The sequence below is a fragment of the Methanosarcina sp. UBA5 genome (assembly GCF_002505485.1).
Taxonomy (GTDB): Archaea; Halobacteriota; Methanosarcinia; order Methanosarcinales; family Methanosarcinaceae; genus Methanosarcina.
In genome coordinates this window covers 1-26,350 of record NZ_DAVG01000126.1, presented here as the reverse complement: position 1 = coordinate 26,350, position 26,350 = coordinate 1, and the positions used below count along the sequence as shown (strand labels likewise).

At 37.6% G+C, this 26,350-nt stretch carries 18 protein-coding genes and 1 pseudogene; 8 read left to right on the top strand and 11 right to left on the bottom strand.

Annotated features, from left to right (window positions below; genetic code table 11):
• Positions 1–2 precede the first annotated feature (2 nt).
• Positions 3–2,771 (top strand): DUF2254 family protein, encoded by a 2,769-nt coding sequence (locus tag BP621_RS16065; protein WP_292391665.1) that lies wholly within the window; start codon positions 3–5, stop codon positions 2,769–2,771.
• 513 nt (positions 2,772–3,284) lie between these two features.
• Positions 3,285–3,923: a GNAT family N-acetyltransferase gene (locus BP621_RS16060; RefSeq protein WP_292391663.1), complete on the top strand. Its 639-nt coding sequence runs from the start codon at positions 3,285–3,287 to the stop codon at positions 3,921–3,923.
• 234 nt (positions 3,924–4,157) lie between these two features.
• Here the strand turns inward: BP621_RS16060 and BP621_RS16055 are convergent, their stop codons facing one another.
• The 3 genes from BP621_RS16055 to BP621_RS16045 all read right to left on the bottom strand — a co-directional run bounded on the left by BP621_RS16055 (position 4,158) and on the right by BP621_RS16045 (position 6,754).
• Positions 4,158–4,379, bottom strand: coding sequence for an SHOCT domain-containing protein (locus BP621_RS16055; protein WP_292391661.1), 222 nt, complete (start codon positions 4,377–4,379; stop codon positions 4,158–4,160).
• 408 nt (positions 4,380–4,787) lie between these two features.
• Positions 4,788–5,207: a hypothetical protein gene (locus tag BP621_RS16050; protein ID WP_292391659.1), complete on the bottom strand. Its 420-nt coding sequence runs from the start codon at positions 5,205–5,207 to the stop codon at positions 4,788–4,790.
• Positions 5,208–5,485: 278 nt separating this feature from the next.
• Positions 5,486–6,754, bottom strand: a complete 1,269-nt coding sequence (locus BP621_RS16045) for a right-handed parallel beta-helix repeat-containing protein (RefSeq protein ID WP_292391657.1) — start codon at positions 6,752–6,754, stop codon at positions 5,486–5,488.
• Between the two features lie 1,312 nt (positions 6,755–8,066).
• On the opposite strand from BP621_RS16045, the pseudogene BP621_RS16040 reads away from it, so the two are divergent.
• Positions 8,067–8,591, top strand: a pseudogene (locus BP621_RS16040) (PKD domain-containing protein); the annotation flags it as partial.
• Between the two features lie 517 nt (positions 8,592–9,108).
• On the opposite strand, the gene BP621_RS16035 reads toward BP621_RS16040, so the two are convergent.
• The 7 genes from BP621_RS16035 to BP621_RS16005 all read right to left on the bottom strand — a co-directional run bounded on the left by BP621_RS16035 (position 9,109) and on the right by BP621_RS16005 (position 17,206).
• Positions 9,109–10,251, bottom strand: coding sequence for a cation diffusion facilitator family transporter (locus BP621_RS16035; RefSeq protein WP_292391656.1), 1,143 nt, complete (start codon positions 10,249–10,251; stop codon positions 9,109–9,111).
• A gap of 2,591 nt (positions 10,252–12,842) precedes the next feature.
• Entirely contained in the window at positions 12,843–13,097 is a 255-nt protein-coding gene (locus BP621_RS16030) for a hypothetical protein (protein ID WP_292391654.1), read from the bottom strand.
• Between the two features lie 57 nt (positions 13,098–13,154).
• The gene (locus BP621_RS16025) at positions 13,155–13,355 is read right to left on the bottom strand and encodes a hypothetical protein (RefSeq protein ID WP_292391652.1); all 201 of its coding nucleotides are present in this window, start codon (positions 13,353–13,355) and stop codon (positions 13,155–13,157) included.
• A gap of 307 nt (positions 13,356–13,662) precedes the next feature.
• Complete coding sequence (locus tag BP621_RS16020; RefSeq protein ID WP_292391650.1) at positions 13,663–14,115, bottom strand: hypothetical protein; 453 nt, start codon at positions 14,113–14,115, stop codon at positions 13,663–13,665.
• A 221-nt stretch (positions 14,116–14,336) separates the two neighbouring features.
• Positions 14,337–14,975 carry a MarC family protein gene (locus tag BP621_RS16015; RefSeq protein ID WP_292391647.1) on the bottom strand — a complete coding sequence of 213 codons (639 nt, stop codon included), beginning with the start codon at positions 14,973–14,975 and terminating at the stop codon, positions 14,337–14,339.
• Between the two features lie 1,380 nt (positions 14,976–16,355).
• A complete protein-coding gene (locus BP621_RS16010; protein WP_292391646.1) occupies positions 16,356–16,970 on the bottom strand; it encodes a DUF2117 domain-containing protein in 615 nt (204 codons plus the stop codon).
• Between the two features lie 86 nt (positions 16,971–17,056).
• The gene (locus BP621_RS16005; protein ID WP_292391644.1) at positions 17,057–17,206 is read right to left on the bottom strand and encodes a DUF2117 domain-containing protein; all 150 of its coding nucleotides are present in this window, start codon (positions 17,204–17,206) and stop codon (positions 17,057–17,059) included.
• 245 nt (positions 17,207–17,451) lie between these two features.
• Between BP621_RS16005 and BP621_RS16000 the strand changes: the two genes are divergently transcribed.
• The gene (locus BP621_RS16000) at positions 17,452–18,144 is read left to right on the top strand and encodes a metal-dependent hydrolase (protein WP_292391643.1); all 693 of its coding nucleotides are present in this window, start codon (positions 17,452–17,454) and stop codon (positions 18,142–18,144) included.
• A 138-nt stretch (positions 18,145–18,282) separates the two neighbouring features.
• On the opposite strand, the gene cooS is transcribed toward BP621_RS16000, so the two are convergent.
• Entirely contained in the window at positions 18,283–20,187 is a 1,905-nt protein-coding gene (cooS, locus tag BP621_RS15995) for an anaerobic carbon-monoxide dehydrogenase catalytic subunit (RefSeq protein WP_292391700.1), read from the bottom strand.
• 591 nt (positions 20,188–20,778) lie between these two features.
• Here cooS and larA (BP621_RS15990) point away from each other — a divergent pair.
• From larA (BP621_RS15990) to larA (BP621_RS15970), 4 genes are all read left to right on the top strand, one after another.
• A complete protein-coding gene (larA, locus tag BP621_RS15990; protein ID WP_349682091.1) occupies positions 20,779–22,047 on the top strand; it encodes a nickel-dependent lactate racemase in 1,269 nt (422 codons plus the stop codon).
• Between the two features lie 214 nt (positions 22,048–22,261).
• On the top strand, positions 22,262–23,524 hold the full coding sequence (gene larA, locus BP621_RS15985) for a nickel-dependent lactate racemase (RefSeq protein ID WP_292391642.1): 1,263 nt from the start codon (positions 22,262–22,264) through the stop codon (positions 23,522–23,524).
• Between the two features lie 290 nt (positions 23,525–23,814).
• On the top strand, positions 23,815–24,384 hold the full coding sequence (locus tag BP621_RS15980) for a UPF0228 family protein (RefSeq protein WP_292391640.1): 570 nt from the start codon (positions 23,815–23,817) through the stop codon (positions 24,382–24,384).
• Positions 24,385–24,921: 537 nt separating this feature from the next.
• Positions 24,922–26,208: a nickel-dependent lactate racemase gene (larA, locus tag BP621_RS15970; RefSeq protein WP_292391639.1), complete on the top strand. Its 1,287-nt coding sequence runs from the start codon at positions 24,922–24,924 to the stop codon at positions 26,206–26,208.
• The last annotated feature ends 142 nt before the right edge of the window (positions 26,209–26,350 follow it).

Here is a 26,350-nt window from a genome sequence, read left to right as displayed (position 1 = left end):
GGTTGAGGAAAATAAAATCTCATATTCAACGAAGCAAAAAACAGTGGCTTTTATTTATTGTAGTCGTTCTTATTTTATTTCCCCTGCTCTACACAATACTTTTTAAAGGTATAACTCTAGATTCAAAGAATGTATCATTTATACTAGGTGCAATATCTACTGTCTTTTTTAAAGGTATAACTATAGATTCAAATGGTAATGTATTATCCGCATTAGGCACATTGGCTCAAAGCAACGCTACTATTCTTGCCATAGTCATAAGTTTAAGCTTGGTTGTAATAGAATTCTCTGCATCCAAATACTCAGCAAGAGTTGTTGATGTATTTAAAAATGACCCAATACTCTGGGGATTTCTGTTGCTATATGGTTTATCGATATTTTATCCAGTTTTACTAATAGTATTAATCGCAGACGAAACAAATGACTTACTTTTACACCTGTCTTTTAGTATAGCTTATGCACTTTCAATCATTGCATATTTCTCACTATTTTTTTATATTTTGTATGTCTTTAAAATGATGAAACCGAATTCAGTAATCGATGCTCTATCTAAAAATATCGATGTCAAAAGTTTATCTAATTCTTCAGAAGAAGTAGATGAACACAATAGCAGAATTTCCGAAGACGAACCCAAGATTAATAGAGTTACTATAAATATAGAAGAAAAAAAAGACCCTTTTCTGCCAATCATTGATATTATACGAGCTTCAATTATGCGATATGATTATACTACAGCAAGATATGGGCTTGGAGCAGTATCAGACTGTCTTTATGAGATTATTAAACACAATCCACACGAGGAAAAACGAATATCGGAGCATGCATTTAAGCGTATTTTTGAGATTTGGAAGTTAGCTTTGAAAATAGAGGACAGCGAATTCATAAAAATGGTACTGATAGAATATTGTAACATCGGAGAAAGATGCACTTCTCCAGTATGGAAATCAGATTCAACGTATATTAAATTTAAATTGAAAACAGAATTTTTGATCCCATTATACAATGCTCTCAATAAACCATATTCTGAAGAAAAAGTTGCACTAAGCAATTTATTATATACTACTTTTTTATCGGAGTATTATCTAAAAGAAGCTTTCAAATCGATTGTGAAAGCGAAAGAAGAAGAATGTCAAAACTTATCGATAATATTAACAAAATGTATTCATGACATTGGATCAAAAACTTTTGAAAATCGTTACGAACTGAGGATAAATGAACCAGTAAAAGTTTTAGAAAGTTTAGAAGGTTCGATCTCTGAATTATCGTATATTTTAAAAGATATTGGAATCGCTGCAATCAATGTAGATTCAAAAGATGCGTTACATAACATTAGTAATACTTTTAATTATATTGGAGAAGCAGCAATTTATCACAACCTCATACATAGTACCTTCCACATACTGAAAAATCTAAAAAGCATTGGTGAAGAATCTGCGAAAAAAGGAGAGGAATTTGAACTCTTAACTACACAAATAGTAAAGTATCTAGAAAATTTAGCATCCAAAATTGATGGTCATTCTAAAGAACTCGCAGGTGAGACACAAAATCAGGTTATTGAATATTATAAACATATTAAACAAAAGTATGAGTATAAAAGAACGGACAATGCTTTAGAAGATTTAAATGATAAAGTAAAACGTGATATTAGTGATATTTCTAGTTACATAGTTATAATTGGTGAAGAGTCCATAAAAAATAACCTGTTAGATGCAACACGACAATGCCTTAAATCATTAGAAACTGTTGAGAGAATTCTTCAAGACGATAATGAATCAAGAGAAGTTTGTAAACGTATAAAAAATATTGGACTAGATGCTGTAAATAAAGAACAAACTTTTCCTTTGGTTGAAGACATAATTAAATCACTATACTCAATCGGAATGTTGCAATTTGGTTATATGTTTGATTGGGATAGAGATTCACAGAAACGAAATGAATTTTTAGAAGAATACCTTTATGACTCAGCTAACGGCTTACGAATCGATTATTCTGACTATGACGAAGCATTCGTGGACAAGGATAATGAAGAGTATAATAATTTGACTGAAAGGTTACAAATACATTATTTTGATGAGGAAATACTAGAGCTAGATTATAAGAATGATAAAGAAAAGACGATGATAATAAATGGTAAAGAAATGAAAGGTATAAATATATTTTACCTTACAAATATAAAGGATGAATATCGTACTCTAAAATTATTTAAAGGCGAATTTATAAATAGATCCGTAAAAGCTTATTATAAAATACCTGAGTTATTAGCAGAAATCTTTAAGCCTAGTCTAATATTTGTTCAAACTTCACCAACAGATGAAAAAGTGAAACCTATATGTATGATAATACAATGTTTTGAGAATTTTGCAATGATGTCTATTCATTTTCGAGATTCCTTTTCTTTAAATAGAATATTCGTAGGTTCTCTTATTTCAATGGGACATTTTCTAGTTTATGACTTAAAATATTCAGATGGCGATAAAGATCAGAACGCAATGTGGTATTTTAAATGGTTGGCAAGGAAAATCTCAAAAGCACTTTACCGAGTAACCGTTAAGGGGTTAGAATACAATCTTATTGAACCTTCAAAATGCGAGGAATGTTTAGCTTGTTTAATTCGTATAGAAAAAAAGTACCCTGATAAATGGCATGACTATGGGATCTTAAAAAATGTTTTGAAAATTGCGCGGGAACTAGAGCTCAATGAAATTGTATTAAGAGCAGAAGGAGTAGTTACAGAATTTGAAAATAGGGAAAGCAATAAGGATGAAGACTAATTAATCGAGTAAATCATTTTTTTGGTAATTATACGCAATAACAAGTTTGTGCTTTGTACTTTCCTTGAAGGTTAACTCATATTTATTTCCTGACGATTAAAGAGGAGAATAAAACAATTAATCGGGCTCTACCTATAAAACATCTAAAAAGCTTCATAGCTTGCTTTTCTTCTCATACTGTATTTTGAATTATCAAAATTAGGCTCTCTGTATGCGAACTGCCTGTTTCTGTGTAACTTCATTAAGCTATGTGATCTGGTCATCCTGTGCAACTGCAAAGGGGCTATATTACGTAGTATACAGTTGTTTTCGTAAAACCGTATGATTTTTGCCTGAATAGGGTTGTAATTGAGGATTATTTATTGAGATAAAAGGGAAAAATGCAATAATTTCAGGTAAAAACTACTGTATTTAAACGATATACAGCCCAATATACTGATATTTAATATCATTGAATTGCTGTAATTAATACTAATCAAATATACTGAATAAAACAATAAAAAGGAATTAATCATGGATATTATAATTCGCAATGAAAAAGTAGAGGACTTCAATCAAGTGGAAAACTTAACGAGAGAAGCATTTTGGAACCTCTATGTACCTGGTTGTAACGAACATTATTTAGTACATATTATGAGATATCATCCTGATTTTATTAAGAAACTTGATTTTGTTGCAGAATATAATGGTGAAATAATTGGTAACATTATGTACACCAAAGCCTGGTTGTATTCGGAAGATGGAATTAAGATAGAAATTGCGAGTTTTGGTCCCATAAGTGTATTACCAAAATATCAGCGGAAAGGTATAGGCAGTGCATTAATTCGCCACACAATTGATATTGCTAAAAACGATGGAATAAATGTAATTGTTATATTCGGTGACCCCCATAACTATTGCAAACACGGTTTCAAAAGCAGCAGAGATTTCAATATTAGTGATATGAATGGTGAATACCCTTACGGCATGCTTGCTTTAGAATTAAAAGAAGGAACTGTTAAAGGGCACAATTGGAAGTACAAATATAGTCCGGTATTAGAAATTAATGAAATTGATGCAGAAAAATATGATAAAAAATTTGAACATAAAGAAAAAGGATACAACCTTTCCCAAGAGATATTCTCAATTGCAATAAGATCATACCTGAAGTAACATTCATCTAACAATCGCTTCTCATCAAACGCAAAAAATATTAAAAACACAGAGAGGAGACTGTCTATCGAGTAGTTTTAAGGAAAAAATAATGCGTTTGTTGGAGTCTTTGTAGCTGCTTTCAAGAAATATTATAACAACAAAATACCCAAAAGTTGCTATAATCTATGTAAAAAATACTAAAGCGTAAGTCCCATTCTTCACCAGAAATTCCAAAAAAGACTTTTAAGGTTACTATTTCGAAATCAGAGTCTTTTTCATTTCTTCAAATTCCTCTTTTGTAATTTCACCTTTAGCATATCTTTCTTTTGCTATATCCAATGCAGACTTTTCTTCATATCCGCATGTCTTTTTCTGATTAATAATGTATTTAATTCCCAGGCAAGCTAGTACAATTATGGAAATCCAAAATCCGAGTACTATAAAGATCGCTAGAATTTCACTTAAGCCTATCATTGATCGACCTCATTTGATATATTTAATTAATGTAATAAATATATTATGTTTCTAATGTGATAAACTATAATAAAATATGAAACTAGATAACCATTATCTAGATTGAAAACGGCAAGTTTCCAGGCAGCCATATAATTCAATAGTTTTAGGGAAAAAGCACTGTTTTTCAGAGGATTTCATGGAGTCTATTCCGAGTGCGTTTTTTATAAGAAACTGTATAAGAAGTAATTTTACAGAAAAATTGGCACACTGCCAAAGAAAAACACCGATGCACAATATTAAAAGTAAAAGTAGCCATTTTGGGCTTTTAGGTAAAAGAATTAGCATGAAAAAAGACAGGATACTATTCTGTTTTCGTCATGGAACTCAAAAATAGCTACCTTCAGAACTAATCCTAATTTCCTTAGATTAATGGGCAACTTGTTGTTGGATTCCAATTAAACCAAGCGTATTACTCAACGTGGTTCCCGTTATTGTGTATGCTGCAGTTTGCGAGTTGCCTTTCTCGTATATAAATTGCTGCTGAGCTTCATTGTCTTTGCCCGCAACAACAATTGCTTTCAATATAATGATCGAACCATTTGGAACGCCTAAATCCCCAGGGTCAACTTTTTTCGTTTTGCCGAGTGTGATATCTCCTGTTTTGTTTGAGGTCTTCCAATTCACATTGTCAGTTGTGTATTTAAACTCCATTTTGACAACGAACCCGCCTCCGTTATGGAGGGAAACATATCCGACTTTGTCTGTCATAATAATCAATATTCTAAAATCATTGTAAACTACATAAATTTTTCCATGAAGTTGGAAATGATGCATTTCTTTTATCATTTTCTTCTAATGAAATACATCTTATTTTTTCCCATATGCCTAATCTATTCTTATTTAAGTCATTCTCGGTAACTATAGAAATACGCTGTTTATGACCGACAACCAACCATTGTCAAGGCCGGTTTACTTTTCCCCATTTTGACCGGATTAATTTTCCCCACTTTTTGATATAAAGTTTACTCAATTTTTCATGAATTTGTTTCTCGAGGATTGGAAATTGGGGAATTTTAATCGGCTAAAATGAGGAATTATTCACCGACCTTGATATAGAAAGAATTTTAAAATGAATTTATAATACAATATACTCTGTATATTATTGCCATTAGTCGTAACCTGAGGGTTGTAGTAAGTGGAAGAGAGCCTAATTCCATTGGTTTTACAAACTTACATGTCCATGTTGAGCCTGTCCAGGTCCAACCTGAAGAAGTCTGATGAGTTTTAGGATCTGCAAAATCGGCATTAAAAGAACTTGTTTGATACACATCCCCATTTTCATTATTGTAAAAACAATTGTTAGTTACAGAAAGGTTTGCTCCTACAAGATCAGCAATCGCATAGCCTGTTCCAGTCTGAGAAATTGCAGTATGTTGAATTGTATTTGTGAAAACATTGTCTTTTATTATTGTACCTTGTCCTCCAGCTTGATTTCTAAAGGCGTTATTTCTCATTCCATCAAAAACATTGTTATAAATCTGAGTACCCTTGAATCCATCATTGACTATGCCTCCTGTAGATGGAATATTATAACTCAGTCCTATTTCATAGAACAAATTGTGATGAATCAAAACCTTCTGAATGTTTGAGACTCCTGCATCATAGGCAGTTAACCAAATACCTTTTCCCCATGTTCTATTAAGGACATTATTATAAATCTCCACGTTACCTACAGTGCCTTTGGAATCTTCGATCTGGATGCCAGAATCACCCCCACCAGCATCCAATTGCGCATCTATAACATTGTCATGGAAGCTGACATTTGCAGAGTTCCAGATCCTGAGACCACTGTTTGTTCTTGTAGTTATTCGATTATTGAAACATTCAATATACTGACTCTCAATGCCAAAGAAGCCTTCATGTCCGAGTCTGTAAACAAGATTATTATAAAATTTAATGTTTTTACTTCTTTTAGTTCTCAAGCCATCTCCCAGACTATCATGAAAAGTGCAGTTATAAACCTGTAAATTATCGCAATCGACCACATGCATGCAGTTATAAAAACCTGCACCATGCGGAGTTTCTGAATTTCCGTTACTGTTCGCATTAATCTCTAAATTTCGAATTGTGACATTTTGAACACGATTTCCTGAAATTAATGGTTTCCATGCAGGCCATCCAGCGTGATCTGGAATTGTGATTACAGTCCCAGATTCACCTTCTAGAATGGTATTAGATTGAAGAATTATTGAGTCTGTCAAAACATAAATTCCAGCAGGAAGGTGAATTCTACCTCCCTGCTGAAGCTCTTGGTTAATATCATTTTGGTTTGCTGCTCCAACTATTCCAGGTGACAGTAACACAAATAGAATGATAGCGGAAAATATTTTCATATTTTAGATTCCTAAGATCTGTTGTGAAATGAGTAGACAAACCAACGAAGTAATCCAACAACGAATTATAACGGCTACAAATTCTTATAGGTATTTAAATAATTCTATTATATTGGTTGACAAATTAATTATAATGTTGATTAATAAATTAATATGGTATTTCCAGTTGTGGTGCAAAAAATCTGGCTTCTTCACAAAATCATTAAAAGTCATCACAATTCGGAAAGTTAAACATTTTCATTCAAGCAAAAACGATACATAAAGACAAAAATTATAATATCAAACTGAGGAAATATTATTTTTGCAACGGAGCTTTTTATATAAGTATTTATAAACGGTTGTATAACTTCTTAAACATAGTTTTATATGGTATATATATTTACAAAATGTTATATATTCATATGTGTTATAATATACTGCAAAAACGGGGATAAGAATAAAACGTGCTTTCTTCCGTATTCGGTGAAAACAGAAAGCATCGATTTTCCAAATACAAAACGCAAATAATGTGTTATTTTCTAGCGATTTACGTAAACCTAAATTTTGAAAATCGATGTGTTCTGTTGATTTGAGTAGCCATTTTTAGGTTAACGAATAACTTAACCGAATTACAAATAAAGCAAATTTAGTTTATTAAAAACTTCATAGTAATAAAAATTACAATATAATTATTTTGAGGTGTAATATGAATAAAAATTCGCCAATATTGATTTTACTAACAGTTTTCGTTCTCTTGTTGGTATCAGTTCTTCCTGTTATGGCATCTACAGATACTACAAGTGATTCTGCGGCATTACCTAGTGAACTTGCTAGTAATCAGCGCGAAAATCAAGGTGTGAAGTTTTCATCGGATCCAATATTCTTCTCTGACATTACTACAATTGATTTTGAAAATTTACCCGAGTGGACGGTCATTTCCGATCAGTACAGAGACCTAGGTGTGATTTTTTCAGGGGATCCACAAATTTTAACAGCCGGTCAGAGTTTAAACGTTGGAGGATATCCACCACGATCAGGAATAAATGTTGCAGGCAGTTTTAATGATGGTAGAATTCAGGCCAGTTTTACCAATCCGGTTTCTGACGTTGAAGTTTATTACTGGTCAAAAGAAAACATATATCTTGATGCGTATGACGCAAATGGTAATTTAATTGAGACTAAAACTGGCATCTCAGACACTGATGGTAGTAACCACGGCCCAATAATGTATAATCTTAATGTAAGCAGTCCGTCAGGAATCTCAAGTATAGTCATTAATGGTGTTCCCAATTACTATGTCATTGATGACTTTAGTTTTAATAATAATATTTTACCGGTTGCTGAATTTTCTGCAGACCCTACCGAAGGAAAAGCCCCATTGACAGTTGCTTTTACTGACAAGAGCACAGGATCGCCAACTTCCTGGAAATGGAGTTTTGGAGACGGGACATCTTCAACCAAGCAGAATCCAACCCATAAGTATTGCAAAGTAGGGAGTTATACTGTTAAACTTACAGCAACAAATGCTGAAGGCAGTAACACGGTAACAAAAACAGACTATATAAAAGTAGTAACAAAGCCGGTTGCTTCATTTTCCGCAAAACCTACCTCTGGAAAAGCACCACTAACGGTTGCCTTTACTGACAAGAGTGCAGGAATTCCTACTGCATGGAAATGGAGTTTTGGAGACGGAGCATATTCGACAGAACAGAATCCAAAACATGAGTATTTACAGGAAGGAAGTTATAAGGTTACACTTACAGTAACCAATGTGGCAGGCACCAGTACTCTAACGAAGACAAATTTCATAAAGGTGACAACGAACACAAGACCTGGCATGTACTCTGAAAACAAATAAACCCTTAAATTGAAAAATTGGAGTTTAAGTAAAAAGAGTGGGGGATTTATTCTTCAAAATTATAGTAATTATTCAGATTGGGTAAAACAACATCAACAGCGATCTTCATAAAATTCAATAGACAAACTTATACGAATCGATTTTCTTAGAGTGTTAGTGATTGACTACTTTTTCCTCTAGTGATTGACTACTTTTTTCCTCTTTCCATCAGTTAGTAATCAGACGTACCGGCAGTAGACCAATTTTCTGTAAATTCAAAGTTAAATTTATGGATACCGTCTCACATTTGATTCAGCGACCTTTTGAGATTTACGATTTTACAGAACTTTCGCTACACCCAATCGATTGAGATAAAGGGCAAAAAAAAGTATTTTTAGGAAATTAATGATTTTTTACTTGAAAATAACCTGAGGTCCCGGCAAGTTTACCGGAACCTTATGATGAAATTAAGGCAGACCCTTAGAACGATAAGGTTGTTACAATAAAGTGCCAACCAAAACTAAAATTTCATAGGATCTCATTGAGAACAAGTATTCAAAACCTGCTTTTGTTTTCCATGTAATATTTCCGGGTTCTCAGATCCGTAGTGGCAGTGTTCTCCTGAGGCTGTGAAGGGGTCCACATGGATAGTGGTGCCGGAAAGGTAAGAGAAGTTTTCAAGAAGTTTTTCCCTTATTGCATTAGCGATTTCATGTCCTTCTCCAACCGAAAGAGAAGTAGCAACGGAAGCATTGATCTCTGCATGGAGCCGATGTCCTATCCAGCGGACTCTAAGGTCCGTAACTTCACATACCCCATCGACACTTTCAGTAATGTTCTTTACTTTATCGATGATTTCTGGCTCAACGCCGTCAAGAAGGCGGGTAAATACAAGCTTGCTCGAATCAAGGACTATTTTGAGGATGCTGATTGTGATTAACATTCCAATGAGAGGGTCAATGATAGGATACCCAAGCCAAATGCCAATGGCTCCGATAAGGACCGCAAGGCTGGTAAAACCGTCCACTCGGGCATGATATCCATCAGCAATAAGAGCTGCACTCCCTATTTCCTTTCCGACTTTCATCCGGAACTGGACCACAACTTCATTTCCTATGCAGCCTATAATTGCGGCAACAGCTACAGCCTGTAAATGTCCTACAGGCTGAGGGTTTAAGAAGCGGTTCACAGACTCATAACCCGCAACAGCAGCACTGAAAAGGATCAGGAAAACTATGATTATACCTGCAAGATCCTCTACCCTGCCGTATCCGTAGGAAAAGCGTTTGTTTGGTTTTCTTCTGGCCAGGGAAAAAGCTATTGCAAGAGGAATTGCAGTTGATGCGTCCCCGAAGTTGTGGATGGTATCAGCAAGAAGGGCAACACTTCCCGAGATAAAAACGATGAAAATCTGCAGAATGGCTGTGATCATCAGCCCGATAAACGACCATTTTACTGCCCAGAGCCCTTTGTTAGTAGCAAGTATGGAAGGGTCCACGGTGCCATGAGTGTGGCTGTGCCCATGGGAGTGTGCGTGGGAATGAGTACAGGAGTGGTCATGAGAATGAGCGTGAAAACGACGGAGAAAATTGAAAAGTCCATTTTTTTGAATATTCTCATACGGCAGTTCGGAACCACCCTCCTTTTCCTGAGAATGAGAATTAGAATGCTTTTCGGACATACTGACACCTTGATTAGTATTCTATTTCGAGCCTATCCCAAACCCGATTTCATTCCTATTATCATAAATTTTCAGTTTTGATCTTTCACGATAAGAATCTCAATCGGTTACTGAAGGACTAAATTCAAAGATTAAACTTTGATTTATGGGATAAGCTCATCAAGCAAACTTGGAGGCCCATTTATAAATAGGTATTTATCTTTAGAAAATAATTTTTTTATGCCGGAGTTCATACGCTTTTTTGGATAAATGCCATAGAAAGGTACTTTTCGTCCCGAGCAATTTGTACTTAATTTTCCATAAAGAAACAAAAAATTGGATATTTATTACAAAAAGTAAGGGCTAAAACCGTTTTCTGAATTGACAAACGAATACGATATGTGTTTTTCGTACGGATTGATGAATTTGTAAATTCTTCAGTTTCTAGTGTCTGGATTAAATAAGAATATTTAATAAGTTTTGAAATATTATTATTAAAAAGCCTTACAATCCAATATAAAGCTATGATATGTTTAGAAAAATAATACCAAAAATGAAAATAAAAAAGGATGAATTTACCCTGATATATGAGTAAATATGAAAAACAGGTGTAGGAAAGATGAAAAATAGAAGGACAAACTGAGAACACAACTCAAATTATGTCCACACCTCATTTTCACGAGATTAGGCTTTCTCCTCCTCTAGACAGGAACCTTTATATCTATCTATTTCTGCCGAAATCGGCAAACCTCAGCAGGTCTCTTGACAGTTTTTTAATGAATTCTACCTGAATGCATATTCCCTTATTTTTAATTTACATTACCTCTGAAGCTAAGATCCATTACCCAAATCCATATCCTTACTTAGTTTTCGAGTTTAGTTAGAGATGGGAAAAATTCAATCCTCTATGTAAGAGCAAACAGACATGCAATAAGCTGGCGTTCATCCCGGGATTGAGCACTCCCGGGAGACGTACATCAAGATCGAAAAAAAGCAAATTCTAAAATGAAATGGAGTTCGGAGGAATTAGACGGTTCGAACAAAATCAATAGCAAGAACACCTGAGATCGTATGGACTCTTGGTATTAATCAAGATGGGAAAGCTTATCAGGAAAATTACATGCTCCTGTTTCCCAGGTACGTCAGTGCAATTGACGAAGAATGAAAATTGGCAGCCATAAAAATAAAACTTAAAAAAACACAACCCGGTTTCAAAAATCTATCAAAGCTCGAGGGCAGATACTGTCGAGCAAACCTCCAAAAACATGTAATAGATAAAACTATAAAAATCATGTAATTGGCAAACTTCCAAAAAACGATGTAAAAAACCATGTAATATCTTGTCAAAATCGCTCGAGGGTAGACACTCTCGAGCAAACTTCCAAATTTTTGCAGTAACGAAAAATAAGCTACACCAATGGAAATCTAAATAGCTTAACTTTTTTACTTCAGCATCTTGATATTCACCTTAGAAATATAGGCTCTTCGCTGTTTTTTGCGTGAGTTGAAAATAATTACTCAGTTAAAACATGGCCACCCTAATGGATAAACATCGATCTTGAACATGGCTTTCACACAAAATATGTTCAAATGTTATCCAAATTTAGGAATTGATTTTTAAATGATCCATTCGAGATATCGAAGAGCCGTTAAAACAATTATTCTCGCTAGATTCAGCCGTCTTGAGCGCAACCGTTAACCCGCAACCGTTGACCCGGTTGATCACGTCCCGACTACCGATTTTCTAGATCTTGCAGTGGTTTTCGATCAAGCCTTTTTTGAAAAGGCTTGCGGTCAAGCAGTTTTTTGAAAAGGCTTGCGGTTCTGCCGAAAAAGAGTTAAGTTTTCTCACGGTATTTTAAGAAGTTATTCTTGAAGCAGTCCTTACTTATATTTGTTTTTCCAGGATAACAGCAGTAGGGGTTTTCAAATTTGGAATTCGTTGTAAAATAACAGGCTCCTCTGCATCCACCCCTACAAATAGCCTCTTTAATTCCTTTTTTCCTATCAGGACTTATGCATTTGTGAAACAAAATAAAGAACAAGTAAGTTTGTTAAAACCAGTAAATTTTAGACTTCTTGATCTTTTTTTACTGCTGATTTTGTATTTTGATTTTGTAGTTCAACCCACAATTTCTAATTTAATCTCATTTTAGGGGCACACCGTATAAAGGTCTGACCACGCCGTACAGAGGTACAGGTTGAGGCTCTACTATCGGTAATCCGATGTATGCATCCCCCCCGTAGCCAGGATACAAAATTAGAATATTTTTGCTAACAATCATTGTTTCACCCTCCTATATCATTAATGTTGGTTAAAACTGGATTGTGCAATCATTATTATTCAAGCAATATAATTAGTAGGGAAATTTAATTTAGAAACATACAGTTTTTTCAATTATTTATTAATCAGTTCAATATTTATCAATTAAGTGGAATTATTTTCTAAATAGGCCAACTAAACTATCCAGCTTTCATTCCATAGGACAAATGAGAAAAATCTGCCATATGAAGAAGAAGGAAACTTTGGATACTGCTTTTTATTTTCATCCGATTTTTTTCTTTGCATTCAAGATTGGCAAAGAAGTTCATGTAATTCCTGTTTCTCTATTTCACACCAGACCCCTGAAGATAATCCTTGAGGTTGTGGTAGACACTACTGCAAATATTGCAATCGAAATTGGGAGCATACAGGCCAGGTCATATTTCAAATGTGTCCGGTCTCCTCCGTATTCCACCGAACCTGCAAAGTAGGTAAAGATAGCACTGATCAGGACAATGTAAACCCCTGTTGCAAGCAGGAAACAGTCAGGAGAAATTGATTGGGAAAAAGCCGCCTTCCCTATTTCGACAGGCATTCCAGACATATCAGCAGGAATTCGGTTTACCCTTCAGCTACCTGGTTCAGGATTTTCGTAATAACTTTAGAAAAGGCAAGGGTAATTTTCTGGAAGAAGTGGGGCAAAAATCACAGCAGTAGAGCGAATGGTTGAGGTAACGCCGTAAAGGGAGCGCCGGATTCGTTCCTCGACTGTCCCCAGCTTTTTCAGATGGTTTGCAAGCTTTATAATTGAGGCACCTGCAGCTTCATGGTTTTTGTGGACACTTTCCGTAAAAAGGAGCATTGTATTTCGAATCCTTTCCGAATATATGTGCCTGAAGACTTCGAAATCTTCGTTAAAAATCGCGGCTTGGAGATTTGTCCTCTACTGGAGCATGTTCATTGAAATTTCCTGAAAGGCTTCCCCGATTTATGAGCCTTCCATAATCCTGGCAGTATGGGCAAAAGCTTCTTCCGGGGCTTTTCCTTCCGAAATTCTCCTCCCAAGCACAAAAAGAGAATCTGCAGATTCCTGCTTCATCTTCTTTATCCGGTCTCCTATCTTCTTTTAAGGAACGCCGAGAAGTACAGGTAAACCGAAATCCCGACTGTTACGCCCAGAATAAGCGGGAGAGTAGGCGAAAAATATCCTTCCAAGGCGCGGTTCTACTACTCCTCCAGGATTTCCTAACCTCAGTGGGAAATATACTATAGGGGCTATAAGGAAGAACACCAGAACTGAAAGAATCAAGCAAAGCGTTTCTTCTGCTTGATATCAACAAGGTCAGGATGGGAATCCGATATTTGTATGGGGTAAAAGCAACCGGTCTCCGCATAAAAATATATCCAGAGTAGAGAGCGGCAAGAGCCGAAAAAATTAGATCATAGAGGAAGATAAGGTATACTATTTCAGGTTTCATTCCTACAAGTGTAACCGAAGGCAAGAGAGCTACAAGGGCGAGCGAAATAAATATGAAAATCGAGTAAAGAATATAACTTGTAGTCTTCAGCTTTGCTGCAAAGGCATCCGTAAGGCTTTCCGTGCTTTCGAGACTTATACCCAAAAGGCACGGTTCAAGATTATAACTCTCTGAGCCTCGTCAGACTCGCTCAGGTAGCAGAGTGCGAGCAGGGGAATGATAAAGGTCAGGATTTCCATAAATATCTTTCCCGGGATATGTGCTTTCAAAATGACGTGTAGAAGCCCGGAAACGGGGCAATTCTGGGATATTAAAAGGTTTAGAAAATAGGTTGAGGTTTGAGACAGCCTGCAAAACCGACTGTCTCAAATTGTTAACCGGTATATATCTATTATACCTTTAACAGTTAAATCCACTGCGAGAGCAGCAAGCAAAAGTCCCATCAGCCTTGTAAAGACCAGCATCCCATTATATCCTATCAGCTTGTGAATTCCCCTTGAGAATTGGAAGATGTAATAGCAGATAATGAACGTCAGTATGATTGATACAAGAATTATTATTTTTTGCACAATTGCTTCTGTTCCTCCCATCAGGACAATCACTGTACTGATCGTACCGGGTCCTGTCAGAAGTGGAAGGCTTATCGGGAAGATCCAGATGTCTTCTCGTTCCTGAGAGTGAGAAATCTCTTCTTCAGTAATCCTCCCCTTTGAGACTTTAGCATGCATCATATCAAAAGCAATGCTGAAAAGCAGGATTCCTCCTGCAACACGCAGCGAATCCACGCTAATGTTGAACAGATTAAGTATGATATTTCCTGCAATTGCAAAAAATAGGGCAATTACACACGCAAGTATGACTGACTTTTTTGCGATCTCATTTTTTTCTTCATTCTTCATCTTGCTGGTCAAAGAAATGAAAGTCACTACTCCGCTGATAGGGTTGACAACAACGAAGATAATTGTGAAAACATGAATTAGAAACCCGAGGTTTTCGGTTATCACTTATTTCTCCTGCCCGTTTTACTCTCTCATTTATTCATATCATTTTTTTCTGTTATACCATTTCCGGTTGTATCCCCAGGTTATTGAACAGGAACTCTGAACGTTAATAATTCCCCTTCAAACTCCATATGTGATAAGTTATTTTTTCGGCCATTGCTGGAGTTCTTTGAAACCATTTTTCGGTTTCCAAAGTCAATTTTTAATCTTATAGCGTGTTTTTAAATTAAACTTAGTTCTATAATCTTGATAGGGTTCACACACTTAAACTGAAAAACGGAGGCATTAAACCGTTAAATATCTAAGAGGCTGTCTTAAAATTCAAATCATTTATACAATTGGATAATGGGCAAGGTTAACGTTAAAATTCATACCAGAAATTTTTCCGAAATTCAGGTGTGACCTTCCTTTCAGGCTATTCGGCGGAGGTCACTGATTATCCAGCATCTTTTACGCCAGTGACCTCTAGCCATACTTTAGATGTCTTACTTTCCTTTTTTCTCAGGCTTTTTTAGTTTATGTTCTGATGCTTTTTCTGATGCGGCTTTCATGCAATTACCTGGGTTTATTACCGGTTTGGTTGCTTTCACTGTCATGTTATTCTCCTATATTTATTGGTTGATTAAAGTCCGGTAATGGGCGTGAGTTATTGAAAAAAGTAAGCACAAGAATACCTCTCCGTTTTTAAAACATGGAGAGTGTGCTCTCTTTTTCGTAATTGATCAATAACCCCCGAACATGACCAAAACTTTTATACTCAATAAATTGAATGTACTTCAACACATAAATAAATTTTTGATTGTAGTATATGAGATTTAGACGTGATTGTGTTTTCATTGACTTCGCTGTTATGTACTAAATATATTAAAAACAAATTTTTAATATGTTTATATCTTATTTTTTGATGCCTGAAGGTAATGCTATGCACTATGAACAGGTGCTATACAAGCCGTTTCTCTTTTTACAGCTTGTACTGATGTGCATCGGTAATTGATTTCCACATTACATACAGGAGCACTCAATCAGAATCAAAAAATAAAATTGAGTTTATTTGAGATGCTTATAAGCGTAAGTCTTACTCAGCAAGAGGGTCTTGTCCTGCTGTATATAGTAGTAAGATAGCTTTTGAAAAAACTCTAACTTAATTAAAATGCTCCTTCAGACATTAAATACAAAACCCCATCCATTTTTGTTGCAATGCCAACTAGTTTACAAATTTAGTAATTTTGTCAACTATTTTCTTCACTTTCCTACAAGACTACCCAGAAACCCGAGGAAAGGCCGGCTCTCCTGCGTCGAGTGTGACAAGAACGACACAGTGTGACGAATGATGTTGTACAGGTCAGAATTTTGGATTTCGAACCATGCGCTACTTTTTTAGTATCAGTATTCAAAAACAGTTTCAATCAAGGGCTCTGCAAGTTTCAGAACATCTTCTTTAAAAGTGTATATATCCTCTAAAACAGCAGAATTTTCTCCCCCTAACAGTTCCTGTTTCAGTCTTTTACCCAGAATATCATCATTTCCCGCAGTCAGCCTGAGCACGATAGAACCCGGAAAGATTTCAGTCCGGCAGGCGAGCCTGTCACAATCCCCGTCTGTAATCCCGAGAATAGGAATCCAAAGCCTAGAGAGAATGTCGCCTGCTATGGCTGTTATATCGTCTCCTACCGTAACTACAAGTTCGGCATTGGCAGCCAGCTCAAAAGTATCTTCCGCAGGATGGTCTATAAGTACGACTCTTCCTGCTGCTGGCCTGTAAGAAAAAACAGAACCTCTGCCGCACACGTTCGGTTTTCTGCCTTGCAGGGGAAAGAAATTGCTTCTTCTCAGGCCGCCGCTTTTTACCCAGGCTTTTTCAAGGTCAACGGGGCCTCTTTTTTCATAATTATGAAGCTTTTCGAGCCCATGCTCTTTTATTTCTCCCCCTTCGATTGTGACAATAAACCCATTTTCGGAGACCACGATTACTTTGGAAGAAAAGGCGTTTCCAATCACGATTCCGTTTACCAGAATATTTTCTCAGGGAAAGACGCCTGAGAGTTTGCGTATAACCTTGATTTTACCTTTTGCCGGGCATTTTTCTATAAAAACCGATTTTGGACCATAGAATTTCGAAGGGGCAAATGGCTTTCCACGGGAAGCCCTAAACTCTCAGAAAGCTTTTCAAGGACTTTTTTCGCTTCTCCAGAATCAATCACTTCGGGCCCGTGAACTACCAGACCAATTTTCATTTTCAGTTTGTTTGACGGAAGAAACATATTAATATGATCCTAAGTACAATTCTTTGTCTTTCCTTTCTCTTTAATTTACAACCAATGATTGATATTTCACTATTTCCGAGAGTTATAAGAAAAATAAATTATTGATAGCGAAGTACTGATGAGTAAATTACTGATAGTTAAATTACTGATAGTTAAATTAAGTTTTAATTCTTTGTTGATACACTCTGTAAAAGTAGTGACTTTGAGGCAAAAAGATGGCTGGCGTAAAGATTACCTGGCTCGGACATTCGGCTTTTTTGTTCGAAGCCGAAAAAAAATTGTTGATCGACCCTTTTATTTCAGGGAACCCACTGGCACCGTGCAGCCCTGAAGAATTAAATCCTGACATAATAGCCGTAACTCACGGGCACCGCGACCACCTTGGAGATACAATCGAAATCGGAAAACGAACCGGATGCCGGATAATTTCTATTCATGAGGTTGCAAACTATATCAAATCAAAAGGAGTTTTTGCAGAGGGCATGGGCAAGGGCGGTACAGTAAACGTAGAGGGCATAAAGCTAACTATGACTGAAGCACTCCATTCCTCCTCAATTGACGCCTCAGGTTTCAGCTTCGATGGCGGCTCTCCAGCAGGATTCATTATCCTGATCAACGGACATTCAATCTACCACGCCGGAGACACCGGGGTTTTCGGGGACATGCAACTCATAGGTGAACTCTACGAACCTGAGCTGGCCCTCCTGCCCATAGGCGACAAATTTACTATGGGCATAAAAGAAGCCACAAAAGCCGTAGAACTTATTCAGCCCAAAATCGTAATCCCAATGCACTATAACACCTTTGATGTAATAAAACAGGACCCTGAGGAATTCAAAAGAGCTGTTGAGGCAAAAATCGATACAAAAATCGTCATCATGAAACCCGGAGAATCTATAAAGCTTTGACTTAAGCTTTGGTTTCTCAGGTTCTGGTCCACCCTATTTAAAAATAAAATGTAAAAGAGGAAAGATAAATCTGAATTTTTAAGATCTCTTCTTATTAGATCTCCTCTTTTCAGAAATCTAATTTTTAATATCTGGTTTTCAAATCCCCAGTTTCTTTCTCTTTTCCATGATGTGTTGTTCTATTCCATCAACGGCTTTTACCGCATCTTTTTCCACATTCAGGATCCCACCTGTAACTTCCCGACAGTCTTCTGTGAGCAGCTTGACCAGATTTGGGGCACCTGTGACGGTCGGGACCGGGTTCACATAGGTATAGAGCCCAAGGGCCAGAGCAAAGATGGCATCTATTGTGGCTTTCTGTTCCATGTACTCAGGGGCTGCAGCAGCAACCGGAAGGTCAGGAACCGGAACTCCTCCGAGGGCTCCGGAAATAGCTCCGAGCAGATCGGCAAGCCTGCCCGTGTCAGTGCAAGTTCCATAGCTGAGCACTGGAGGGACGCCCAGGGCTTTGCACACGGTTTTCAGACCGTCTCCTGCAAATTCTCGGGCTTCAGGGGTACAGAGGCCTGCCACCTGCATGGCCCCGTTTCCGCAACCAAGGGACAGAACAAGGATATTTCTTTTGATCAGCTCTTTTACCACAGCAACGCTGTGTACATCCTGCCCGTAGTCCCTTAAGGTGGTACAGGACACCATTCCAACCACTCCTTTAATTGCTCCGCTCTTTATGGCATCAAGGAGAGGGGCAAGGCTGCCTCCCAGAGCTGCAAGGATGCTCTCGTTTGAAAAGCCTACCATCGCTTCTTTCATTGGGAGCTTCTTGACTGGCTCAACAAGGCTTTTTCGCTTTTTGAAATTTTCAATCGCCATATCTAGGAGTTGTGCTGCCTGCTTTTCGGCTTCGACAGGATTATAGTTCAGGCGTTCCTCTATGCCTTCGAAGGCCACAAGCTCACTCACAGGCATGAGTTTAAAATTGTATTTTTCGGCATAAAGAGGAGCAACAGGAAGAGAACAGTTCATATCTGCTGCAAAGAGGTCCACGCTTCCGCTTGCAAGCACCGCTTCCTGGGAAATCCAGTTGCCGGTAAATCCGTAGAAAGCATTGTCTTCTTCCCACCTCTGGATCATTTCCTGTCCTGTTTCAATGCTGGCAATAACCCTCAGGCCCTTTGCGCCTGCAGCTTTTGCTTTTTCCTGCCATTCCAGCTTTCGGGCAAGCTGGACCATGGCAAAGCCGAGGAATGGTTCATGCCCGTTCGGTAGCACATTTACGTACTCAGGATCAAGTACCCCGAGGTCTACTCTCATGGTGTGGGGTCTGGGAATTCCAAAAAGGATGTCCTGGCAATATTCGTTTACAATCTGGCTCTGGTATCCCATTGCAATTCCCAGACGCATGGCTTTTAAGGCAAGGCTTGCGTAGTATCCATCCACATTTGTCAGGCAGGAGCTTGTGGAAAGCATCATCTCTCCGTAGATTCCGCCTGGAAATATATCCAGTGCTCTCCACTTTTCTTTTCTTTCGGGAGGGGCAAGTAGCTCAACAATCTGGCTTGGTTCGTAAGCAGGTCTGTTAAACTCTTTTTCTACAAACTCACAAAGGCGAAGAGCAACTTCTGAGTCCGATCCTTCGGTTTTGAGCCCCAGCCGACTTGCAAAAGTCCTTAACTTTTCAGGTTCCCTTATTGTGTAAGGAGTGTTGCCTCTGGCAGTTTCCCTCAAAGTCCTGATGGTCTGATCCGTATGATAGTGGTAAGTAGAAGCTCCCATTACATTTCTGAGAAGCATCATCCGCATTGCCATACCATCAGCAGTGATTCCGCATACTCCCCTTTTGTCTTTTACAGCATCCGAACGGCAGGGGCCGTTGGAACACAGGTCACAGCGCACCCCTCCCATACAGAACGTACATCTTTTGTCTGGATTTCCTCCCAGACCCTGAGCTTCGTAGCGGTCCCAGACATTTGTCATCCCGTCTTTTTTTATTCGCTCGTACATATTCAGAACGGATTCGTGATAAGAAATCCTTTCTTTTTCCATTGTAATCATTCCCCCATGATGAATATCCTTTTCCTGCCTTCTCTGAAGCACCGAAAAGGCTCCTTTCGGTACTTACGCCATCAGATGTTTTTTAGATTAACAGTGGTATGCAGTTTGTAATGACTTTAATTATAGCAGTAATTATAGTCAGTGCAGGAAATATTTACTTTTTAGGACTCAACGCTTTGAGAAGTAAAAAAGTATATATTACGAGCTCATCTCAAAACTCATAATTATTTCCTTAAATCTCTAATTTTGAATAATCAACCGATCTCGCGATTATGAAACCAGTTCTGAAACTCTTATTTATACTCTTAAATAAGATCGGTTTAGGGATAAACTTAATAAGTAAAAGTACCGCCTGCGGAGTTTTAAAATAGCATGTAAATTAATGGCAGGAAATAAATCGTTGCAACTGTAGCCGGAAATTTCGTAGAAACCCCAGGAAAAAAAGATGCGGAAACCGAATAGAATATAAAAAACTAAATATAATATAAAAGTTATATTAATTATAGATTTGAATTCTTTTTAGAACTTAATTCTCTATTGTTTACCTATATGATTTTATATAATTAATACTATGACATCGGAATGACCATGACTACAGATGTAAAAACGATTCCACTCGCGTTTGGGAGGGGGGTTTTGAAGCTTGATATATCTGAGAAAAACATATCCAGTATTATCCGACCTTCTGAATTAAAAATAAAGGAAGAAGGGGCTTTCATTATTAAAAAAGCACTTGAAAATCCCATAAAAAGCCGACGGCTTTCTGAGATTGTAAACCCTGATTCAAAGGTTGCAATCATAGTTAGTGATGTTACGCGGCCTACTCCCACTGCAAAGCTTCTTCAGCCTCTGCTTGAAGAACTTTATCTTGGAGGAGCAAAAAATGAGAACATCACTATTGTTTTTGCTCTTGGACTTCACCGTTTACAGACTGAAGAAGAGTGCCGCCAGCTTGTAGGAGAAGAAATTTTTGAAAAAATAAGGTGTATCCAGCACGATAGGAAAAGGTACAGGTATCTCGGAGAGACAAGTTTCGGAACGCCTGTAGAAGTTTTCGAAGAAGTCGTCGACTCCGACGTTATCATAAGCACAGGCACCCTGGAATTTCACTATTATGCGGGATATGGAGGAGGAGGAAAGTCCATCCTTCCAGGGGTAAGTTCGGAAAAATCCATTCTCTCATTCCATAGCTTTTATAGCAAACTGTTTGAAGGTGACCCTCTCTCAGGTAGAGCCGACAGTCCGGCAAGAAAGAATATTGAGGAAGCTGCAGGGATTGCAGGACTTGACTTTATCTTGAACGTTGTACTTGACAGCAAAAAAGAGATAGTTGCTGCTGTCGCAGGCGATTTAATAGAAGCCCACAGGAAAGGGACAGAGTATGTTGATGCCATGTACAAGGTGCCAGTAGAGCCTGCGGATGCTGTAGTTGTTTCCTGTGGGGGCTTTCCAAAAGATATCAATCTTTACCAGGCAACGAAATCCCTTGAAAATGCCACTTCTGCTGTAAAAAGAGGAGGTTCAGTTATTCTTGTAGCCGAATGTGCCGAGGGAATAGGAAATAAAGTTTACGAGTGCTGGAACAGGGAATGCAGATCTCCTGAAGATGCAGTCAAAAGATTCAAGAATTGCTTTGAGTTCGGCGGGCATAAAGCTGCTATTGTCGGAAGGGCTGCAAAAGAATTCAAACTTTACCTGATATCAAAGCTTCCGAAAGCAGAAAGCGAAAAAGCCTTCTTCACGCCCGTAAAAAGCGTAGATGAAGCCCTTGAGAAAGTTCTTTCCGAAAATCCCGGAGCTAAGATTCATGTAATGCCTCATGGAGGTTGTACCTTGCCTGTAAAAAGGTAAGAAGACAGAGCTTTGAACTGAAGCCAGTATTCCTGATTTACGGTTGAGGGTCTGTATTCCTAATCGAAGGTTGAATCGTAGATTTTGACTGCAGGTTTCCTTATATACGGATGAATAATAGATTTAAGTCGCAGGTTTGAACTTCCTTTACAGCATATTTTATAGTTGTTTATCCGTATAATTTTACAGAACAAGTGAAAGTATCGGCATGAACATGACTGCAAACACAAAGAAGATTTCATTGGCTTTTGGAAGCACGGAAATAGAGCTGGATATTCCTGAAAGAAACATCTCGAGCGTAATTTTGCCCTCGGAACCTGAAAAAAAGGAAGACGGAGCTTCCATTATTAAAAAAGCGCTTGAAAATCCCATAAAAAGCCGACGGCTTTCTGAGATTGTAAAACCTGATTCGAAAGTTGCAATCATAGTTAGTGATGTTACGCGGCCAACTCCTACTGCAAAGCTTCTTCCGCCTCTGCTTGAAGAGCTTTATCTTGGAGGAGCAAAAAATGAGAACATCACTATTATCTTTGCTCTCGGGCTACATCGAAACCAGACTGAAGATGAATCACGAAAACTGGTTGGAGAAGAGATCTTTGAAAAAATAAGGTGCATCCAGCACGACAGGAAAAAATGCAGGTATCTCGGAGAGACAAGTTTCGGAACGCCTGTAGAAGTTTTCGAAGAAGTAGTAGACTCCGATGTTATCATAAGCACAGGCGCCCTGGAATTTCACTATTATGCGGGATATGGAGGAGGAGGAAAGTCCATCCTTCCAGGAGTCAGCTCGGAAAAATCCATTCTTTCTTATCATAGCTTTTATAGCAAACTGTTTGAAGGTGACCCTCTCTCAGGCAGAGCCAATAATCCGGCAAGGCAGAACATTGAGGAATCTGCAGGGATTGCAGGACTTGATTTTATCCTGAATGTCGTGCTTAACAGCAAAAAAGAGATAGTTGCTGCCGTTGCCGGCGATTTCATCGAAGCTCACAGGAAAGGCGTGGAAGTTGTGGATTCCATGTATAAAATACCTGTAGAGCCTGCGGATGCAGTAATTGTCTCCTGCGGAGGATTTCCAAAGGACATTAACCTTTTCCAGGCAACAAAATCCCTTGAAAATGCAGTTTTTGCCGTAAAAAAAGGAGGCTCAATAGTGCTTGTGGCCGAATGCACTGAAGGGATAGGGGATAAGGTCTATGAGCGCTGGAGTACAGAATGTAAAACTCCCGATGAGGCAATACAAAAATTCAGAAAATGTTTTGAGTTTGGGGGACACAAAGCTGCCACTGTTGGGAAAGCTGCAAAAACCTTCAAACTTTATCTTGTCTCAAAACTTCCGGACACTGAAAGCAGAAACGCCTTCTTTATTCCAGTAAAAAGCGTAGAAGAAGCGCTTGAAATGATTTTTTCCGAAAATCCTAATGCTAAAATTCACATTATGCCCAACGGAGGAGGGACTCTCCCTGTAAAACGGTAAAAAGGTACTATGGATAAAAGATGGAGGTTTGAACGGCCTTTAAGATTATCTTATAGTTCTTTTTATACTTGTTTATCCTTATTATTATAAAATAATAAAAAATCAACCTTCCGTGAATTATTCTTTGGTCTAAATACTTTCTTATCTTCTTTTCTATTTCAGGTGAATATTGATGTACTAATCTCATTACACCCCAAAATTCTTATTTACTTCAGTATATCCCTCTTATACTTTTTTGCAACGGAACTGATATAAATGGACAACTTCCTTATTTTTTTAGGGTGATAAATATGAATAAAACTAAAGAAATTTCTATCTTTATCATTTTTCTTGTTCTCGTTGTACTTGCAGGAATATTTTTAAAGTTGCCAATTTTTACGCCATCATTAGCCGGTGAAAAACAATCAGATATAGTAGCTGGTTTAGTAATTCAATTTAGAGATGGAACTACTGAACTGGAAGCGAAAACTATTCTTGATAACTACAGCCTGCCCACATACAAGCTCGATTATAATCTATATAACGCGCCAGGATACTACATAATAGTAGGTAAAAATGAAAAGAATGATATAAGAGATGAGTTGAGAAAAAGATCAGATTGGACTGATCCTGTGTTCCCTGATATAGACAAAGGAAATTATTACATAATTACAGTAACTGGACAAGCTATTCAGGATAAAAATTTCCTTGCGATATTGGAGAAAAATAATCTTCAGCTGAAAAAAATCGTATGGTGTCATGTTCATTTTGGAGAACGTCCGATGAGTGGGATTTCAAAGGAACGCGCAAATGAATTAAAGCGTGAACTTGAAATAAATAAAAAAGTTTTCTTAGTAGAGTTCGAAACTATTATTTCATAAACAATAAATTCAATACCTTAACTTCATTTTTATAACAGTATGGCAATGATTCGCTCTTTTTTGAGCCTCAAAGGTTTTTTTATTTTTATATGTTCTCGAGGTTAGAAGCGAGGGCTATGTTGCAAAAATTTCAGAATAAGCATGTAAATATATGTATAATGAACAAAATTCTGCTTTCCTATCTTCCTTTCCATTTCAAGTGAATATTGATGCACTCATCTCATAATTGTTGTATGGTCGACTTTTATTCTTCTTTTTGCCATCATTTCTTTTAAATTTCTATGGCTTAATGCATATTTTAAATACCATCTTACATTAATAAGATAATTTATCTTTCATAATGCTTCCATTTAAAGGTGTTTTATGGCATACCATACACTTCTAAATTCTTATTTATATCAGCGTACTCTCTCATAATTGTTTAACAATGGAACCAGCAGCTATAAAAGAGGACAGCTATAGTTAACAAATAAAAGAAGACAATTATAAAAACTTATAAAAACAAATATCAAAAAAGGGTCAAGTGAAGTGCCAAATATGATTGCAAAAACACAAACAATATCATTAGCTTTTGGAAGCATGGCACTTGAGCTGGATATTCCGGAAAGGAATATATCCAGCATTATTCTGCCTTCAGAACCTGAAAAAAAGGAAAATCCTACTTCTTTGATTAAAAAAGCGCTTGAAAATCCCATAAAAAGCCGACGGCTTTCTGAGATTGTAAACCCTGATTCAAAGGTTGCAATCATAGTTAGTGATGTTACGCGGCCAACTCCTACTGCAAAGCTTCTTCCGCCTTTGCTTGATGAGCTTTATCTTGGAGGGGCAAAGGACGAAAATATTACTATTATCTTTGCTCTCGGGCTACATCGAAACCAGACTGAAGATGAATCACGAAAACTGGTTGGAGAAGAGATCTACGAAAAAATTCGCTGCATCCAACACGATACCCGCAGGTGCAGATATATTGGCATAACCTCCAGTGGAACCCCGATTGAGATTTTTGAAGACATTCTGGATGCCGATGTTATTATAGGGACCGGAAGCATCGAATTTCATTATTACGCAGGGTACAGCGGTGGGGCAAAGTCAGTGCTGCCTGGTGTAAGCTCCAAAGAAACAGTTATCACAAACCATAAAATGATGATTGATGAAAAAGCTGTTTCCGGAAGGGTCGACGGCCCTGTCAGGCAGGATATGGAAGAAGCCGCAAAAATTTTCGGCCTTGATTTTATTCTGAATGTGGTGCTTGACAGCAAAAAAACGATAGTCTCTGCCGTTGCCGGTGATTTTATCGAGGCTCACAGGAAAGGCGTGGAAGCTGTGGATTCTATGTACAAGGTGCCTGTAGAGCCGGCAGATGCAGTAATTGTCTCCTGCGGAGGCTTCCCTAAAGATATCAATCTCTTTCAGGCAAATAAGGCGCTTGACAATGCAACCCAGGCTGTGAAAGAAGGAGGTTCCATTATCCTTGTAGCCGAATGCGCCGAGGGAATAGGAAATCAGGTCTATGAATGCTGGAACAGAGAATGCCGAAGCCCGGATGAGGCAATCGAGCGTTTCAAAAAATGTTTTGAGTTCGGGGGACACAAAACGGCAATTATTGCAAAAACGTCAAAAAAATTTAAGCTTTATCTGGTATCGAAGCTTTCAGACGAGCAAACAAGAGATGCATTTTTTACTCCGATGGCAAGTGTAGAAGATGCCTTATCTGAAGTACTCTCAGAAAATCCGGATGCAAAAATTCACCTTATGCCTCATGGAGGGCAGACCCTACCGGTAAGAAAAGATTTACGACATAATAACTATAAAAACACAGTGTAACTATTTAATTTAAGGGATTTTCTATGAAAAACTTAGATATCAGTATAAATTTTTTTATGTTTCATGCATGTGCCAAAGGCTCATGAAGGTTTCTACAGAGCCAATCTCTCTGCCCTGCGGGCTGGATAATAGAAACCAAAGT

What these genes read in the sequence shown, in the direction of transcription:
- BP621_RS16005 (WP_292391644.1), bottom strand. Translation starts at nt 17,206, where the DNA reads ATGAAAATTGGTCTGGTAGTTCACGGGCCCGAAGTGATTGATTCTGGA.
- BP621_RS16060 (WP_292391663.1), top strand. Translation starts at nt 3,285, where the DNA reads ATGGATATTATAATTCGCAATGAAAAAGTAGAGGACTTCAATCAAGTG.
- cooS (WP_292391700.1), bottom strand. Translation starts at nt 20,187, where the DNA reads ATGGAAAAAGAAAGGATTTCTTATCACGAATCCGTTCTGAATATGTAC.
- larA (WP_349682091.1), top strand. Translation starts at nt 20,779, where the DNA reads ATGACCATGACTACAGATGTAAAAACGATTCCACTCGCGTTTGGGAGG.
- BP621_RS16035 (WP_292391656.1), bottom strand. Translation starts at nt 10,251, where the DNA reads ATGTCCGAAAAGCATTCTAATTCTCATTCTCAGGAAAAGGAGGGTGGT.
- BP621_RS16055 (WP_292391661.1), bottom strand. Translation starts at nt 4,379, where the DNA reads ATGATAGGCTTAAGTGAAATTCTAGCGATCTTTATAGTACTCGGATTT.
- BP621_RS16050 (WP_292391659.1), bottom strand. Translation starts at nt 5,207, where the DNA reads ATGATAAAAGAAATGCATCATTTCCAACTTCATGGAAAAATTTATGTA.
- BP621_RS16030 (WP_292391654.1), bottom strand. Translation starts at nt 13,097, where the DNA reads ATGTCTGGAATGCCTGTCGAAATAGGGAAGGCGGCTTTTTCCCAATCA.
- BP621_RS16045 (WP_292391657.1), bottom strand. Translation starts at nt 6,754, where the DNA reads ATGAAAATATTTTCCGCTATCATTCTATTTGTGTTACTGTCACCTGGA.
- BP621_RS16025 (WP_292391652.1), bottom strand. Translation starts at nt 13,355, where the DNA reads ATGCTCCTTTTTACGGAAAGTGTCCACAAAAACCATGAAGCTGCAGGT.
- larA (WP_292391639.1), top strand. Translation starts at nt 24,922, where the DNA reads ATGATTGCAAAAACACAAACAATATCATTAGCTTTTGGAAGCATGGCA.
- BP621_RS15980 (WP_292391640.1), top strand. Translation starts at nt 23,815, where the DNA reads ATGAATAAAACTAAAGAAATTTCTATCTTTATCATTTTTCTTGTTCTC.
- larA (WP_292391642.1), top strand. Translation starts at nt 22,262, where the DNA reads ATGACTGCAAACACAAAGAAGATTTCATTGGCTTTTGGAAGCACGGAA.
- BP621_RS16000 (WP_292391643.1), top strand. Translation starts at nt 17,452, where the DNA reads ATGGCTGGCGTAAAGATTACCTGGCTCGGACATTCGGCTTTTTTGTTC.